Here is a 15,751-nt window from a genome sequence, read left to right as displayed (position 1 = left end):
CGAGCGCGACCGATGCCGCGCCCGTCGGGCAGACGGCGTCCCGGCCGCCGGGCGGCATCCCCGCCGCGGGTTTACAGCTCTTCGCGGAGCCAGCGGGCGGCCTCGAGCGCCCAGTACGTCAGGATCGCGTCGGCTCCGGCGCGACGGATGCTGAGCAGGCTCTCCATGATCGCGCCGCGGCGGTCGATCCAGCCGTGGGCCGCGGCCGCCTCGACCATCGCGTACTCCCCCGAGACCTGGTACGCCCACACGGGGACGTCGACCGACGCCTTCACGTCGGCGAGGACGTCGAGGTACGGCAGCGCCGGCTTGACCATGACCACGTCGGCGCCCTCTTCGACGTCGAGCAGCGCTTCGCGCACACCCTCGCGGCCGTTGCCGGGATCGAGCTGGTACGAGCGGCGGTCGCCCTTCAGCTGCGAGTCGACCGCCTCGCGGAACGGACCGTAGAAGGCCCCGGCGTACTTCGCGGAGTACGCGAGGATCAGCGTGTCGGTGAAGCCCTCGGCATCCAGGGCTTCGCGCACCGCGCCGACCTGGCCGTCCATCATCCCCGACAGCCCCAGCATCGCCGAGCCCGCCCGAGCCTGAGCGAGCCCCATCGCGGTGTAGCGCTCGAGGGTCGCGTCGTTGTCGACGGCACCGTCTCCGCGGAGCACGCCGCAGTGGCCGTGGTCGGTGAACTCGTCGAGACAGAGGTCGGTCTGCACGACCACCGCATCGCCGACCTCGGCGACGACGGCCTCGGTCGCGCGGTTCAGGATGCCGCTCGGATCGTCGGCCCCGGAACCCACCGCGTCGCGCACCTCGGGCACGCCGAAGAGCATGACCCCGCCGACGCGCTGCTCGGCCGCCTCGGCGACGGCGCGACGCAGCGAGTCCATCGAGTGCTGCACGATCCCGGGCATCGAGCCGATCGGGCTCGGCTCGGTGATGCCCTCGCGCACGAACATCGGCAGCACGAGCTGCGAGGGGACCAGGTGCGTCTCTCGAGCGAGACGACGGACGGCGGGAGTGCGGCGCAGACGCCGCGGGCGGTGCTCGGGGAAGCTCATGAAGTCGATTCGTCGATGGGGAGGGGGAAGCGGGCGACCGCCTCGATGAGGGAGTCGACGGTCTGCCGTTCGGCGACGACGTCGACGCTGAGACCGGCGCGCTTGGCGTCTTTGGCGGTGCGCGGGCCGATCGCCGCGATGACGGTGGATGCCGGGATCTCGGGGAACTGCTCGACGACCTGCTCCGCCACCGAACCACTGGTCACGAGGATGGCGTTGATGCGCCCCGAGTGGACGTCGGTGGCGATCTTCTCGGTCACCGGGACGCCGACCGTGCGGTACGCCACGACGCTGCGCACGTCGTGACCGGCTTCGATGAGCAGGCGCGTGAGCACGGGCTTGGCGATCTCGCTGCGCAGCGTGAGCACCTTGCGGGGCTCGGTCTCGATGGCGATCATTTGCTCCGCCATCCCCTGTGCCGAGTTGTCGCGCTCGGGCACGAGGTCGACGCGGTAGCCGACGGCCTGCATCGCCGCGGCCGTGGTCTCGCCGACGACGGCGACGCGGGTCTCGGCGGGGATGACCGCCTTGTAGGCGTACAGCACGTCGACGGTGGTCGCGCTCGTCAGTGTGAGCCAGTCGAAGGCGCCGGCGGCGAGGTCGGCGAGCGCCTCGTCGAGGGTCGCCTGATCGTTCGTCGGCGCGAAGTTGATCAGCGGGGCGATGACCGGAACGGCACCCAGCTGCCGCAGGCTCGCTGCCACACCGTCGCCCCACGGACCCCCGCGCGGCACGAGGACGCGCCGGCCGGCGAGCGGCTTGGGCACGCTGCCCGTGGTCGGGTTCGGCGTGTGCCAGTGGCCTTCATTCATGTGGTCGACTCTCGTGGTACCAGGTCGGCCGCCCCACGTTCGAGCAACCGACGCGCGGCTTCTCGGCCCGCTCGCACAGCTCGCGCGATCGGCCCCCCGTCGTCGGCAGCATCCGCTCCATTGCCACTGCCCGTTTCCCCACCATACCCCGGTGCGAGGCGCACGGTCCGGTCGATGCCGATCCGTTGCGTACCGTCGAGCGCGTAGACCACGGCGCGCAGCCGCAGGTCGCCCTCCGCCAGCGACGCGTGGGTGCCCACGGGAGCGCTGCAGCCGGCGTCGAGGGCGTTCAGCACGACGCGTTCGGCGGTGATGGCGACGCGCGTGTCCTCGTCGTCGAGAGCGGCGAGCGCGGCGAGGATCTCGGGGTCGATGTCGCTGCGCGTCTCGATCGCGAGCGATCCCTGCCCGGGGGCGGTGGGCCATTCGGCCAAGCCGAGCGCCTCGGCCTGCAGACCGCCGAGGTCTCCGCCGAGGCGCGAGATCCCCGCGGCGGCGAGGATCACGGCATCCAGTTCTCCGTCGCGCACGCGCGCGAGCCGGGAGTCGACGTTGCCGCGAATGTCGCGGATGTCGAGCCGGGGATTGTGGCGCAGCGCCTGTGCGATACGGCGCGGCGAACCCGTGCCGACGCGCGATCCCGGGGCGAGGGAGCCGAGGGCGACGCCGTCGCGCGTGACGACGACATCGCGCGCGTCCTCGCGCGGCGGGGTCGCGGCGATCACCAGCCCCTCGGGCTGAACGGTCGGCAGATCCTTGAGCGAGTGCACGAGGAAGTCGCAGCGGTCGGCGGCGAGCGCCTCGCGCAGGCCGTTCGCGAACACGCCGCGCCCGCCCAGCTGCGACAGCGACGCCCGGTTGACGTCGCCCTCCGACACGATCGGGACGAGCTCGACCGGACGACCGGATGCCGCAGCCACGGCGTCGGCGACCATCTGCGACTGCGCCATCGCCAGGGTGCTGCGACGCGTGCCGAGCCGCAGGGCCGCCGTCACTGGAGGATCTCGGGGATCTCGTCGAGCGTGACGAGACGGCCGGTGTAGAACGGCACTTCCTCGCGCACGTGGCGACGAGCCTCGGTGTACCGCAGGTCGCGCATCATGTCGACGAGGTCGGTGAGCACGTCCGACTCCATCGGCAGCAGCCACTCGTAGTCGCCGAGGGCGAAGGAGGCCACCGTGTTCGCGATCACGCCGCGGTACTCGGAGCCCTTCTTGCCGTGCTCGATGAGCATGTCGCGGCGCTCGGCCTCGGGCAGGAGGTACCACTCGTAGCTGCGCACGAAGGGGTACAGGCACAGCCACTGCTTCGCGTCGATGCCGCGGAGGAAGCCGGGCACGTGCGACCGGTTGAACTCGGCGTCGCGGTGCACGCCCATGGCGTTCCACGTAGGAAGCAGGTTCTTCAGCAGGTCGGTGCGGCGCAGGCGGCGCAGGTCGCGCTGGAGCGCCTGCGGGTCTTCGCCGTGGAGCCAGACCATGAGGTCGGCGTCGGCGCGCAGGCCGCTGACGTCGTAGAAGCCGCGGACGGTGACGCCGTCGGCTTCGATCAGCGACACGAGGTCGGCCAGTTCGGTGGACTCGGCGGCGGTCACCGGGTTCTCGGGATCGCGGCGCAGGACCGCCCACAGCGTGTACACGGAGGAGGAGCTGTCGTGGGACATGACTCCTAGTCTCGTCTCGCCCGGGCGGCGGGCCAAACCGGTTGACTCACCGGTGAACCACCCGCCCGTCTCGTCACCGCCCCGGGCACCCGAAACGTACCCCACCGCGCGCCGAGTCCGCGCGACGGCGCATCGGACCCCGAACGACGTCACGCCCCGCGCACCGGCACGGACCGGGAACGACGAAGCGACCCGCTCCGGCGAGGGAGCGGGTCGCTTCGAGAGGTCTCAGCGCGTGTAGGCGCGCACCAGGCCCCAGACGGCGAAACCGACGAGGGCGGCGACGCCCGCGACGGCCGCGGCAGCGGCCCCGGGGTTGCGCTGCGCCTTCTGCCGGACGTCGTGCACGGCCTGGTCGACGGCGTCGCTCGCGCGACGCGGCAGGTTGGCCTTGACCTCGATCGCGGCCAACGCGGCCTTGAGCTCGGCGCGGGCCGACTCGACCGGGTCGGTGATGCCCAGCGGCACCGCGGTGCGGGGCACGGGGACGGGACGCTCAATACTCATCGCGGGCCTCCTTGACGATGCGGACGTCTTCGGCGATGGCCGCGCCCGGGTTCTCGCGGTTCGACAGCTTCTTGAACCGCAGCCACCCCAGCAGGGCGAGGATCGCGGTGATCACGACCATCACGCCGAACACGACGAGGGCCGACAGCCACACGGGCCACCACGACGACAGCCCCGCGATGACGAACGCGAAGAACACCGGCACGGCCCAGAACAGCACGATGAGCGCGCCGACGAACCAGCCGGCGCCGATCCCGGCGTCTTTCGCCGTGCGCTGCGCCCAGGCCTTGGCACCGTTGATCTCGGCGATGACGAGGTTGCGCACCAGCTCGGGGATGTCCCCGAGCAGCGTGAACAGGCTGTCGTCGGAACGATCGCGGAATCCGCGCGGAGTGGTCATGCCTCAGCTCCCGGACGTGGCGGAGCCGCTCTTGGCCGCGCGGGCACGGCTCGTCGCCGACTTCTCGGCCTGCTTGCCGTCGTCGACGGCGTCTTCGACCACGTCGGCCACTTCGTCGGCGGAGCGCTTCGCGGCGCGGCCGGCGCGCTCGGCGCGCTCCTGCACGGTGCCCGAACCCGATGCGGCCTGGGCGACGGACTTCGCGCCCTTCCACACCACTCCGGGGACGGACTTGAGGGCGGAGACGCCGAGCGCCTTCACCTTCTCGACCTGTCCCTGGACGACGGGCTGCTCCCAGACCTTCTCGGCCTGCGCCTTGATCTGCTCGTACCGCTGGCGGCCGGCGCGTGCTCCGAGCACGTAGCCCGCCACGAGTCCGACGACGAGTGCTGCTTTGCCCCTCATGGGGTCTCCTCACGCTCGATCGAGTGCTGGTCGAGTCTCACAATAGTCATGTATGCCGCATCCGGCATCCACCCTTGACAGTCGGCGTCGCATCGACGACGGCGGCCCTGGTCAGCTCGTCCACAGCGCGACGCTGCGCACCCGGTCGGCCTCGTCGCGCGCGTCGGGGATCACCTGCGCCAGCCCGGTGCCCGAGAGCCATGCCCCCGTGGCGCCGAGCCCGGTCACGGCGCGCACGGCCTCGCGCGCCGCCTGCGTCACGGCGGCCCGACCGATGGTCGCCGCGGGCTGCGACTGCACGTAGCGCACCCGGTGGGCGGCGCGGAGAGCGGATGCCGGCAGCTCGACGCCGAGCATCGCGGCGGCCTCCGACCGGGCGAGGTCGGCCGCGGCGTCGTCGTCGAGGGCGGCGGTGGCCGGCTCCTCGCCCTGAGCCCCGAACGAGACGCGCACGACGTGGACGCCGGGCTCGGCGGCATCCCGCACCCAGTCCCACTTCGCACTCGAGTGGGTGAGGGCCTTCGCCACGTGACTGCCGGGAACGGTGAGCACACCGGTGCCGCGCGGGGCGGCGTCGAGCGCGGGGGCCTCGAGGACGAGGGTGACGACCTCGACGACCGGGGCGATCGGTTCCGCCGCCTCGAGCCCCTCGACGACCGGGGCGAGCAGCGCGCGGGCCGGCCCCTCGGGCAGGGCGACGATCACCGCGCGGGCGCTCAGGGCCTCGTCATCGACCGACGTCGACACCGCCCAGCCGTCGGCGGTGCGGGACAGCCGCTCGGCGCGCACGCCGGTGCGCACCTCGACCTCCGCGTCGCGAAGGCCAGCGACGAGGGCGTCGACGAGGCGTGACATGCCCCCGCGGATCCCCTGCACGGCCCCTCCCGGAGCGGGGGCCTTCGCCGCCCCGGTGACGGGCGCATCCGAGGCGGGGGCGTCGGCGGGACGGGTCTGCGGGCGCCGGGCGCGCACCTCGGCGACGGCTCCCGTGAGCGAGCCGGTGCGGGTGAGCGCGGCGTTGAGACCGGGAGCGGCGAGGTCGACGTCGATGTCGTCGGGACGCGCGGAGTACACCCCGCTCGTGACGGGGGCGACGAGGCGGTCGAGCACGCGCTCGCCCAGGCGCGAACGCACGAGCTTGCCGAGGCTGTGGGCGTGACCGATCGTCAGCGGGGGGCGCACCCTGTCGAGGTAGGCCCGCCAGGCTCCCGACCAGCCGATGACGCGGCGCACATCGGGGGCGAAGGGATTGTCGGGGATGCCGAGGACCCCGCCCTTCGGGAGGGGCGCGGCACCCACGCCGGGAACGCCCGCGACCCAGGCACCCGCCGGATTCGGCGACACCACGTCTTCGCCCAGGCCGAGTTCGTCGAGCAGGTCGCGGACGATGCCCCCGCGGGTCGCGAAGCTCTCGGCGCCGACATCGAGCGTCAAGCCGCCGACCTCGGCGGAGCGCACCACGCCGCCCACGACGTCCGTCGCCTCGAGGACGGTGACGCGCAGCCCCACCTTCGCGCACTCGCGCGCGGCGACAAGGCCCGCGATCCCCCCGCCGACCACGATCACGCGCGTCTCGTGCGCGTGCTGCACGAGACGGTCGAGGGGCTCGCTCACGCCTGCTCCCCCCGCGCGGAGACCTCGTGCGCGGACGCGTCCTGCGCCGACGCCTCCTGCGCGGACGAGTCGTGCGCGTGCGCGACGATGCGGGTCAGCACGTCGGGGTCGGTGTCGGGCGGCACGCCGTGTCCGAGGTTGAGGATGTGCGCGCGCGCCGCCCGGCCACGGGCGAGCACGTCGTCGACGTGGGCGGACAGCACGGGCCAGGGGGCGCCGAGCAGGGCCGGGTCGAGGTTGCCCTGCAGGGTGACGTCGGGACCGACGAGGGCGGCGGCCTCGTCGAGCGGCATCCGCCAGTCGACGCCCACCGCGTCGGCGAGCCCGCCGAGGCGCATGTCGTCGAGGAACGCCCCGGTGCCCACACCGAAGTGGATGCGGGGGACGTCGATGCCCTGCAGCGCCTCGGTCGAGTGCGGGGCGATGAACTCGCGGAACGTCGCGGGCGACAGCGAACCCGCCCACGAGTCGAACAGCTGCACGGCCTGCGCGCCGCCCTCGATCTGCGCGTCGAGGAACGCGCGCGACACCTTCGCGAGCCACCCGGCGAGGCGGTGCCACGACGCGGGATCGGCGTGCATCATGCCGCGCGCCCGGAGGTGCTCCTTCGACGGGCCGCCCTCCACGAGGTACGCGGCGAGCGTGAACGGCGCCCCCGCGAAACCGATCAGGGGAACCTGGTCGCTGAGCTCGGCGGTGACGAGACGGGCGGCTTCGCGCACGGGTTCCGCGGCGGCGGCGACGTCGGCGGGGTCGATCGCGGTGACGCGCGCGACGTCGTCGGCGGTGCGCACGGGGTCGGCGAAGACGGGACCGCGGCCCGGCTCGATCACGACGTCGACGCCGGCCAACCGCAGGGGTACCACGATGTCGCTGAAGAAGATGGCGGCATCCACGTCATGACGACGGATCGGCTGCAGCGTGATCTCCGCCGCCAGATGGGGGGTGAGGCAGGCGTCGAGCATGCGGGTCCCCACCCGCAGCTCCCGGTACTCGGGGAGCGAACGCCCCGCCTGCCGCATGAACCACACCGGCTGACGCTCGGGACGGTCGCCACGGAGGGCGCGGAGGAGGGGAGCGTCGGGGGATGCGGATGCCATGGCATCCATCCTCCCATCCGCCCCCTGTGCGAGAGGGGGATGCCTTGACGTCGAGAGGCCACCCGGAATACCCCGAGGGACCCGGGCGTAGAATAAGAGCGTGTTGCTGTGCGTCAGCGCGAGTCACAAGACCGCGTCCTTCGAGCTCCTCGAGCGCCTCAGCGTACCCCGCACCCCCGTCGCTCCCCTGATCGCCGCGAACGCCGAGCTGGTCCAGGGCGCTGTCGTCGTCGCCACGTGCAACCGCTTCGAGGCGTACGTCGACATGGACGAACCCGTCACCGCCGCCGTCGCCCTGGGCGTCGACGCGACCCTCAGCGCCATCGAGGCCGCCACGGGCGTGCCGGCGGCCGAGCTGGAGGGGGCGTACACCGTCCTCGGCGGAGACGACGTCGCCGAGCACCTGTTCTCGGTCGCGTCGGGCCTCGAGTCCGTGGTCGTGGGGGAGGGCGAGATCGCCGGCCAGGTGCGCCGCGCCCTCACCGAGTCGCGCCAGCTCGGCACCACCTCCGCCGAGCTCGAGCGCCTCTTCCAGCGCGCGTCCGAGGCGCAGCGCGGCGTGAAGAACTCCACCGCGATCGGTCGCGCGGGCCGCTCGCTCGTGCGCCTCGGCCTCGAGCTCGCCGACAGTCGCATCGCCGACTGGTCGACCCAGCGCGTGCTGCTCGTGGGCACCGGGGCCTACGCCGCCGCCACGGTCGCCGCCCTCCGCGACCAGGGAGCCGAAGACATCTCGGTGCACTCCCCCTCGGGTCGCGCGGCGAAGTTCGCGGCCAAGCACGGCCTGCGCGCCGTCTCGGCCGAGACGTTCCCGAGCGCCGTGGCTCACGCCGACCTCGTCATCACCTGCACCACCAGCGAGCACCACGTCGTCAGCGCCGCCACCTTCGCCGCGGGCCGCACGGGCGCCGAGGCCACGGCCTCCGGATGCCCGGTCGACCACGCCGGCCGCCGCCTCGTGATCGACCTCGGCCTCCCCCGCAACGTCGACCCCGACGTCGCGACCGTCCCGGGCGTCGACCTGCTCGACCTCGAGACCATCCGCCTGCACGCCCCGCTCGAGGAGCTGCAGGCCACCGACGCGGCGCGCGACCTCGTGCGCGACGCCGCCCGCCGCTTCGCCTCCGTGGGCGAGCGCAAGAACATCACCCCCGCCGTCGTCGCCCTGCGCGCCCACGTCTTCGGCGTGCTCGACGCCGAGGTCGCCCGCGTGCGCGCCCGCGGCGACGAGGGCGGTCAGACCGAGCAGGCCCTGCGACACCTCGTCGGCGTGCTGCTGCACACCCCGACCACGCGGGCGCACGAGCTGGCCGAGACCGGCCGCGCCGACGAGTACATCGACGCCCTGTCGGCGCTCTTCGGCATCGAGGTCACCGACCCGGCGGCATCCGCCGTGCGTCGCGACATCGCCGACGCCGGCTGAGACCCCGCGGGCGATCGCGTCGCGTACGACGGAGCGCGCGCCGCGGTTCGGGCAGGATGGGGCCGTGAGCACACCGGCATCCGAGGTCTACGTGGTCGCGGGGGAACCCCGCCAAGGCAATGCACTGCGCTGGGTGGCGACGTTCGCGATGGGCCTGCTGCACATCGAGGACGACGCTCCCTCGGTGACGCAGACCGTGATCCGTCGCGTCGACGGCTCCCTCGTGAAGAGGCTGAAGCCCGGAAGCGTCGCGCACTTCGAGGTGCAGATCAGCGAGGCCACCGAGGATCTGCGGGAGATGGATGCCGTGCCCTTCGCGCGCAAGTGGATCGCCGACCCCGCTTGACGGCGGGTTCTCCGCGGCGCCGTCGGGCCTCCGGGGGGTCGGGGCCCGCGGGGCGTGGGGCTCGCGGGGTGCCGGGCCTCGTGGAGCGTGGGGATCGCGGGGTGCCGGGCCTCGTGGAGCGCGAGACTGCATCTCCCTGGCAATCCCCGCTGCGCGGCGCCTCCGATTTGTCGGTGAGATGCCGTCTCGGTCAGCCGGGGCGAGTCGGGGCGGGCGGGGCGGAGCGAGCCGAGGCGGGGGGGCGATGGTTCAGGCGTCACGAGCATCTGCGCGCGTGACGAGCAGCCGCCATCTCCGTGCTCAGGGCAGCACGGCGCAGTCCGGTGCCACGGCGGCAAGACGACCGTCGAGCGTCAGGAGGCGGCATGCTGCGGCGCGAGCGAGCACGACGTACATGGCGTCGTACGCGCTGACATTGTGTCGCAGCGCGTAGACGGCCGGGAGCATCTGCGCCATGGGCACCTGCTCGATATCAAGTTCGACGAACTCGCGGAACGCTCGGAGAGCCTGCTCATCCGAGATCTGTCGACTCAGGGACCATCCGCGGATGACAGAAGCAACCTCAGCGGTGAGATGCTGCGGCGCGAGGAGCTCGTGCCCCTCGAGCATGGTCGCCGCACGTCGGCCTGCCGCAGTGCCGAGGAGAATCTCCGCGACCGCGGACGCGTCGACGATCAGCGTCATCGAGCAGGGCGCTGTTCCGCGAGGACCTCGACCGCTGGCGTGAGAGCGGCCACGTCACGGCCCATGATCCGCTCCAGGAGTTCCGTCCGACTCGGGCGGGTTGCGATGCGGTCGAGTTCGCGCAGGAGGTAATCGCTCAGCGAACGGCCCTCGAGGGCAGCCTTCGCCTTGAGCGCGCGGCTCGTCTCCTCCGAGACGTTCCTAACCTGGATCGTTGTCATGCAATAAGCATATAACACATGCATATTGCATGTCGTTGACGCACGAGCGCATCTGAGACGTCAGGCATCCGTCGGTGCCACACTGCTTTCATGAGTCTCTCGATCACCGACGACCCCGCCGCCGACGAGTTGCTGTCGAGCAACCCGCTCGCCCTGCTGATCGGCATGCTGCTCGACCAGCAGGTCGCGATGGAAACGGCTTTCGCGGGTCCGCTGAAGATCCGGGAGCGCACCGGATCGATGGATGCCGGCGCGATCGCACACGCGGACCCCGAGGAGTTCGCCGCCGCGTTCTCGCAGTCGCCTGCCGTGCACCGCTACCCGGGATCGATGGCGGGGCGCGTGCAGGCGCTTTGCGCGGCGATCGAGAAGGATTGGGACGGCGAGGCCGAGCGCCTGTGGACGAGCGACGACCCCGACGGAAAGACCGTGCTCACGCGCCTGAAGGCGCTGCCCGGGTTCGGCGAGCAGAAGGCGAAGATCTTCCTCGCGCTGCTCGGCAAACAGTGCGGCTTCGACGGCGCCGGGTGGCGCGAGGCTTCCGCTCCGTACGGCGAGGAGGGCTCGTTCCGCTCGGTCGCCGACATCGTCAGCCCCGAGTCGCTGACGAAGGTGCGCGAACACAAGCGCGCCGCGAAGGCTGCGGCGAAGGAGTCTCGGAGCTGAAGTCCGGCCGAGCGTCGCGTCGCTGCCCGCGAAGAGTTCCCGCTGACGGCGCCCGGCCCGGCGGGACGGTGGCTGCCGGCATCCGTCGCGGCCCGCGTTGTCGCCGCGGGTGACCGCACCGGGGCGCCCGTCAGTCGAGATGGGCCGACCGTCGCGGCTCATCACGTACGAGGTCACCGCAGGGCGCGGATCGCGAGCCCCACGGCCTTCAGTTCGCGCAGCCGCCTCTCGTAGGTCGCCGCGATCGTGACGAGGAACGCACCGGCGACGCCGATCCACAGCCACCACAGCCCCGAGACGCTCTCGTAGATCGAGGCGATCCAGGGCCACAGTTGCGCGACCGCGTGCACGATCAGCACGACGCCGCCGAGGAGCACCGGCGCCTGCAGGCGGAAGCGGACGCCGAGCAGCAGGGTGGCCAGGGCAACGGCGCCGAGGGCGACGATGCGCCACAGCGCGTTGGCGCCGCCGAAGTCGAAGAGCAGCGAGGGCACGAGCAGGAGGACGAGCGGCGCGCCCAGTGCGAGCCAGCTGCCCAGCGTCTCGCGGACGCGCATCGCGCGCGCCCCGACGATCAGCGCGCCGATCGCGAGCGGCACCGTGACCGACTCGATCGGGTCGACCACGCCGAGGGCCGCTCCGCCCAGCGCGACAATCGCGCCGAGTCCGAGGCCCACGGCCGCGAGGGAGCGTCCGCCGACCCCGCGCCACGCGGCACCGACGCCCACCACCACCGCCACGGTGATCGATGCCCGGATGGTGCCCTCGTCGGGCGTCACGATGACGCGCGCGACCGTCGTCAGCGCGAAGACGGCGAGGGCGACGGATGCCGCGACAGTGGCGAGCCACGCCGGTGCCGTCCTCCCGTGGCGACGCAGCACCGCCGCCACCGACAGCGGCAGCATGACCAGCGGCACCCACAGGTCGAAGATCGGGTGGTCGAGGTCGGCGAAGGACCGGAGGACGCCCGCCAGCACGAGCGCCGCGGCCGAGACGGCGAAGACCGGGGTCACGAGCGGTGCGAGGCGTGACGGCGACCGCAGCGCCGAGACGATCGTCAGCGCTCCGGCGACGGCCAGCACGGCGAAGGTGCGACCGAGGTCGTCGGAGACGAGCAGTGCGGAGGGGAGCAGGCCGACGGCCAGACCCGTCGCGACGAGGACGCGGTGCGGGAGGATCACCGGGTCGGCCCGGCCGGGCACGCCGGTCGCCAGGAGGGCGAGGGCGAGCGGCAGCGTCACAGCCTCGATCGGACGCACGCCCGCGCCGACTCCGACCACGGCCAGCAGAGCCGTGCCTCCCAACGCCGTGAACCCCGTCACGGCGGGTTCGGCTCCCGGCACGATGCGCGCGAGTCCCTCACTTCGAAGCGCCACCGCGCCCGCCGCTCCGAGCAGCAGCATCGCCACGACGGCGCGCGCGACGGGCCCCTCGCCCAGGCCGATGAGCACCGTCTCCCCGAGGGCGAACACCACGACGCCCGCGATGACCACGCCGCCGGCGACCGCTCGCGACCACGTCGGCTCCCGCCGGGCGACACCGGCCGCTGCGGCGAGCAGGCTCACCGTCACGATCCCCACGGTCGCATCGAGCACGCCTCCGGCGGCGTCACCGCGCACGGACGCCCCGATCAGACACGCCCCGAGCGCGACGACGAGTCCCGCGGCCCCCGCCGCCGCGACGGCGAGCGGCAGCGCATCGGGCGTGCGAGGCGGCCTCACCCAGGCGCCGACGACCGAGAGCGTCGCGCCGACGGCGATCGACACCACGGCCCGCACGGCGTCATCGCCCGCGGCCGTGGCCGTGGGGATCACCGCCAGCGCGACCCCGGCGAACGCGATGACGGCGGGCGCCGCGGCCGAGCGCGCGGGGAGACGGCGACGCGCTCGTTCTTCGGCGGCGGCGATTGCGAGCAGCGCCACCGCGACCGGAACGGTGAAGGCCTCGACCGTCTCGACCCTCTGCGTGGTCAGCTGCGTCCACAGCGCGATCGCCGCGACCGCGAGAGCCGGCCAGACGAGGTGGCGGCGTGGACCCCGCGAGGAGAAGAGCCCGTCGGCCTCGACCGCCTGGATGAGCACGATGACGGCGAGCAGAAGCAACGGCAGGGCCACGCCCGCGGTGAAGACGGCGGAGGCCACCGCTGCCGCCCCGACGGCGACGGCTCCCGCGTCGAAGAGTCCGCGCGTGAGGCGGTCGGTGCGCAGCCGCCACAGCGCGACGGCGGCGCACACCACGCCGACCGATGCCAGGAGCACGCTGCGGGCGAAGGGGGTCGGGTCGAGCTCACGCACCCCGGTGAGCACCGACGCGGCCACGATGATCGGCACGAGGAGCGCGGCGACCGGGCGGACGATCCCCGCATCGGCCGACGTCCGACGAATCACGATCGCCCCTGCCGAGACGACGGTGACGGCACCGATGGCCACGAGCCAGCCCGTCGCCGTGACGCCGCCGCGCGCCCAGACGAGCGCGGGGAAGCCGAGGCAGACGACGAGGAGGAGCCCCGTCAGCGCCATGGCCTCCCGCTGCGCGGGGATCAGGCGCGTCGTCGAGCGCGCGGGCAGCACCGCGACGGCGAGCAGCACCGCCGCCACGGCCGCCCCCGCCGTGAGGGGGTTCGGGTCGTCAAGCCATACCCCGAGACCGCTCTGCACCGCGGAGGGCACGAGCACGGCGCTGAGCGGCAGGAAGAGCGCGAAGGCCACGACGGCGGCGACGCGGGTCGCCGCGGCGAGGGGGGCCGCCGCCCACAGCAGCGCCGCGACGACCACTGTCGCCACCGCCCAGGTCAGCGGCGAACTGAACGACAGCACCCAGCCGACCGTCACGGCGACGAGGCCGCCGGCGGCGGCGACGGCGACGAGCCCACGCCGGCGGCGGAGCAGCCACAGGGCGGCGACGGCGAGAGCCAGGTTCCACAGCACGACCGCGCCGATCACGCGCAGCTGCGGCCCCGCCAGCAGGGCCGCAACGGCGACGGCCCAGAGCAGAGCGGGGCGACGTGCCGCCCATCGCCCGCCCCACCGCCAGGCAATCGCGGCGAGGACGACCGCGGCCCCGAGAGCCAGGACGGATGCGGAGCCGGTGGCATCCGGAACGTCGACCGCGAACGCGGATCTTCCGAACGCGCGACCGATGCCGCCGAACGGGGCGACCCAGGCGAGCAGAGCCCACCCGAGGGGAGGGAGAGCAGCCAGTGCCGCCGCGACCCCCGCCGTGAGCGCGGCAGCGGACAGCGCGGTGCGCCCGGATCCCGCGCGCGCCCGGGTCCGCGCGACGTCGAGGCCCAGGGCGACCACGGTCGCCACGAGCAGCGGAACCGTGACGGCGACGGTCGGATCCGTCAGTCGTGTCGCGGTCGCCGCGACCCCGGCTCCCAGCAGGACGACCGCGAGAGGGGCGGCCACGCTCGCCGTCGCGCTCTCGCCCCGGCGCGCGGCGATCGCGGCGTGCGCGGCGACGAGGATCGCGAGGGGAAGGGCGGCGGCGACGGGCGCCCAGGCGGCGCCCGGGTCGCGCACGAGTGCGGCGGTGAGCCCGACGACGGCGCCGACCGCGGCGAGACCGCGGACGACCGCCGTCTCGACGCGCAGGGAGCCCACGTCCGGTCGGGCCAGTCGCGGCAGGAGCGGCGCGGCGAGCGCCACGGCGAGAGTGGTCACCGCCGCGGCGTACCAGGCGGCTGCGGCATCGTCGCCGGCGATCCCGGCGGCCACCGACGCCGGACCGAGCACGAGCGCGACCACGCCGACCGACAGCGGCGAGCGCAGTCGTGAGAGTCGGGCCCATCCGACGAACGCGAGCCCGGCGACGAGGGCCGCGAGGCCCCAGTACACGCGCGCGCCCACCCCGGCGGCCCCGGCGAGGTCGTTGGCGCGCACGGCCCAGACGTCGAGCGCGATGAGCGCGATCCCGAGCAGGGCGATGCCCTCGGCCGTGGCGGCGAGACCGCGACGACGGAGGACGGATGCCGTGACGACGACACCCGCGGTGGCCACGGCGACCACGACCGATCGGAGCACGAGACCTCCGGCCACCCACGCCACGGTCAGGAAGAACGCCGCAGCCACCGCGAGCAGCACGACGCCCGCCGAGAGCAGGAACACCTGCACGCCCGACCGTCGCGGCTTGGCGCGGCCGGCTGCGCCGGCACCGGGCGCTCCCGGACCGACCGGCGCCGCGGCCCCGACCAGGGGAACGGCGCCGGTCGGCGCCGCGGGCTCGGCAGCGACAGCCCCTGACAGGGGAACGGCCCCGGACGTCCCCTGGTCAGGAACACCCGGGACGACCGGGACGACCGGGACGGAAGCAACGCCTCCCGCCGGGCTCTCCGCAACCGGCGCAACCGCGAGCGAAACTCCCCCACCGTCCGCGACGAGCGCCGGGCTCGGCGGCGCCCAGCCGGGTGTCGTCACGGGCGCGGGATCGACGGCGAACGCGGGGTCGGCGGCGGGCGCGGGATCGACCTCGAACGCGGGATCGGCGCCAGGCGCGGGATCGACGGCGAACGCGGGATCGGCGGCGGGCGCGGGGCCGGCGGCGGGCGCGGGTGCGGGCGCAGGTGCAGGTGCAGGTGCGGGGGCGGCATCCGAATGGATGCGCAGCAGCACGTCGGCGCGCTGGTCGCTCAGCTCGACGATGCGGTGGGACAGCTCCAGCACGCGCGCGGTGCGCACGTCGGTGAGGTCGAGGCCGCACGCCGTGCACGGCGTAGCGGAGATCGTCGTGAAGCACGACGGGCACCGGGTGGTGTCGGTCAGCACACCCGGCTGCGCCGGCCATGCCATCCCTCCTCGGAGTGCCCCGTTCGCCGCGTCCGTCATCGTGCCCCCTCGGCGTCGGTCGTCGCCCC

The 15,751-nt window shown here is 73.7% G+C and carries 15 protein-coding genes; 3 read left to right on the top strand and 12 right to left on the bottom strand.

Annotated elements, in window-relative coordinates:
• Positions 1 to 71: 71 nt before the first annotated feature.
• The 9 genes from hemB to hemE form a co-directional block, all read right to left on the bottom strand.
• On the bottom strand, positions 72 to 1,055 hold the full coding sequence (gene hemB / locus AB1K56_RS12925) for a porphobilinogen synthase (RefSeq protein ID WP_371205976.1): 984 nt from the start codon (positions 1,053 to 1,055) through the stop codon (positions 72 to 74).
• Positions 1,052 to 1,867 (bottom strand): uroporphyrinogen-III synthase, encoded by an 816-nt coding sequence (locus AB1K56_RS12920; RefSeq protein ID WP_371205975.1) that lies wholly within the window; start codon positions 1,865 to 1,867, stop codon positions 1,052 to 1,054. Before AB1K56_RS12920 ends, hemB begins: the two co-directional genes overlap by 4 nt.
• Positions 1,864 to 2,862 (bottom strand): hydroxymethylbilane synthase, encoded by a 999-nt coding sequence (gene hemC, locus AB1K56_RS12915; protein WP_371205974.1) that lies wholly within the window; start codon positions 2,860 to 2,862, stop codon positions 1,864 to 1,866. The genes AB1K56_RS12920 and hemC overlap by 4 nt, the downstream gene beginning before the upstream one ends.
• Positions 2,859 to 3,530: a hydrogen peroxide-dependent heme synthase gene (hemQ, locus tag AB1K56_RS12910; protein WP_136588071.1), complete on the bottom strand. Its 672-nt coding sequence runs from the start codon at positions 3,528 to 3,530 to the stop codon at positions 2,859 to 2,861. Before hemQ ends, hemC begins: the two co-directional genes overlap by 4 nt.
• Before the next feature lie 228 nt (positions 3,531 to 3,758).
• Entirely contained in the window at positions 3,759 to 4,037 is a 279-nt protein-coding gene (locus tag AB1K56_RS12905) for a hypothetical protein (protein WP_136588070.1), read from the bottom strand.
• Positions 4,027 to 4,437, bottom strand: a complete 411-nt coding sequence (locus tag AB1K56_RS12900; RefSeq protein ID WP_264632059.1) for a phage holin family protein — start codon at positions 4,435 to 4,437, stop codon at positions 4,027 to 4,029. Before AB1K56_RS12900 ends, AB1K56_RS12905 begins: the two co-directional genes overlap by 11 nt.
• 3 nt (positions 4,438 to 4,440) lie before the next feature.
• Positions 4,441 to 4,842 carry a hypothetical protein gene (locus AB1K56_RS12895; RefSeq protein ID WP_371205973.1) on the bottom strand — a complete coding sequence of 134 codons (402 nt, stop codon included), beginning with the start codon at positions 4,840 to 4,842 and terminating at the stop codon, positions 4,441 to 4,443.
• A 111-nt stretch (positions 4,843 to 4,953) separates the two neighbouring features.
• Positions 4,954 to 6,456 (bottom strand): protoporphyrinogen oxidase, encoded by a 1,503-nt coding sequence (gene hemG, locus AB1K56_RS12890; RefSeq protein WP_371205972.1) that lies wholly within the window; start codon positions 6,454 to 6,456, stop codon positions 4,954 to 4,956.
• Positions 6,453 to 7,565, bottom strand: a complete 1,113-nt coding sequence (hemE, locus tag AB1K56_RS12885) for a uroporphyrinogen decarboxylase (protein WP_371205971.1) — start codon at positions 7,563 to 7,565, stop codon at positions 6,453 to 6,455. Before hemE ends, hemG begins: the two co-directional genes overlap by 4 nt.
• 91 nt (positions 7,566 to 7,656) lie before the next feature.
• Here hemE and AB1K56_RS12880 point away from each other — a divergent pair, with 91 nt between their 5' ends.
• Both AB1K56_RS12880 and AB1K56_RS12875 read left to right on the top strand, forming a co-directional pair.
• Positions 7,657 to 8,979 carry a glutamyl-tRNA reductase gene (locus tag AB1K56_RS12880; protein WP_371205970.1) on the top strand — a complete coding sequence of 441 codons (1,323 nt, stop codon included), beginning with the start codon at positions 7,657 to 7,659 and terminating at the stop codon, positions 8,977 to 8,979.
• 64 nt (positions 8,980 to 9,043) lie between these two features.
• Positions 9,044 to 9,325, top strand: a complete 282-nt coding sequence (locus AB1K56_RS12875) for a hypothetical protein (RefSeq protein WP_264632055.1) — start codon at positions 9,044 to 9,046, stop codon at positions 9,323 to 9,325.
• A 300-nt stretch (positions 9,326 to 9,625) separates the two neighbouring features.
• Here the strand turns inward: AB1K56_RS12875 and AB1K56_RS12870 are convergent, their stop codons facing one another.
• Together AB1K56_RS12870 and AB1K56_RS12865 are read right to left on the bottom strand one after the other, a co-directional pair.
• Positions 9,626 to 10,009, bottom strand: a complete 384-nt coding sequence (locus tag AB1K56_RS12870) for a type II toxin-antitoxin system VapC family toxin (RefSeq protein WP_371205969.1) — start codon at positions 10,007 to 10,009, stop codon at positions 9,626 to 9,628.
• The gene (locus AB1K56_RS12865; RefSeq protein WP_371205968.1) at positions 10,006 to 10,230 is read right to left on the bottom strand and encodes an antitoxin; all 225 of its coding nucleotides are present in this window, start codon (positions 10,228 to 10,230) and stop codon (positions 10,006 to 10,008) included. The genes AB1K56_RS12870 and AB1K56_RS12865 overlap by 4 nt, the downstream gene beginning before the upstream one ends.
• Positions 10,231 to 10,320: 90 nt before the next feature.
• Between AB1K56_RS12865 and AB1K56_RS12860 the strand changes: the two genes are divergently transcribed.
• Positions 10,321 to 10,896 carry an HhH-GPD-type base excision DNA repair protein gene (locus tag AB1K56_RS12860; RefSeq protein WP_371205967.1) on the top strand — a complete coding sequence of 192 codons (576 nt, stop codon included), beginning with the start codon at positions 10,321 to 10,323 and terminating at the stop codon, positions 10,894 to 10,896.
• Between the two features lie 173 nt (positions 10,897 to 11,069).
• Here the strand turns inward: AB1K56_RS12860 and AB1K56_RS12855 are convergent, their stop codons facing one another.
• On the bottom strand, positions 11,070 to 15,686 hold the full coding sequence (locus tag AB1K56_RS12855) for an SCO7613 C-terminal domain-containing membrane protein (protein ID WP_371205966.1): 4,617 nt from the start codon (positions 15,684 to 15,686) through the stop codon (positions 11,070 to 11,072).
• Between the last annotated feature and the right edge of the window lie 65 nt (positions 15,687 to 15,751).

It is taken from the genome of Microbacterium sp. BWR-S6Y (assembly GCF_041379845.1).
Taxonomy (GTDB): domain Bacteria; phylum Actinomycetota; class Actinomycetes; order Actinomycetales; family Microbacteriaceae; genus Microbacterium; species Microbacterium hydrothermale.
The sequence above is the reverse complement of the archived record's forward strand: the minus strand, read 5'-3'. Positions and strand labels throughout refer to the sequence as shown.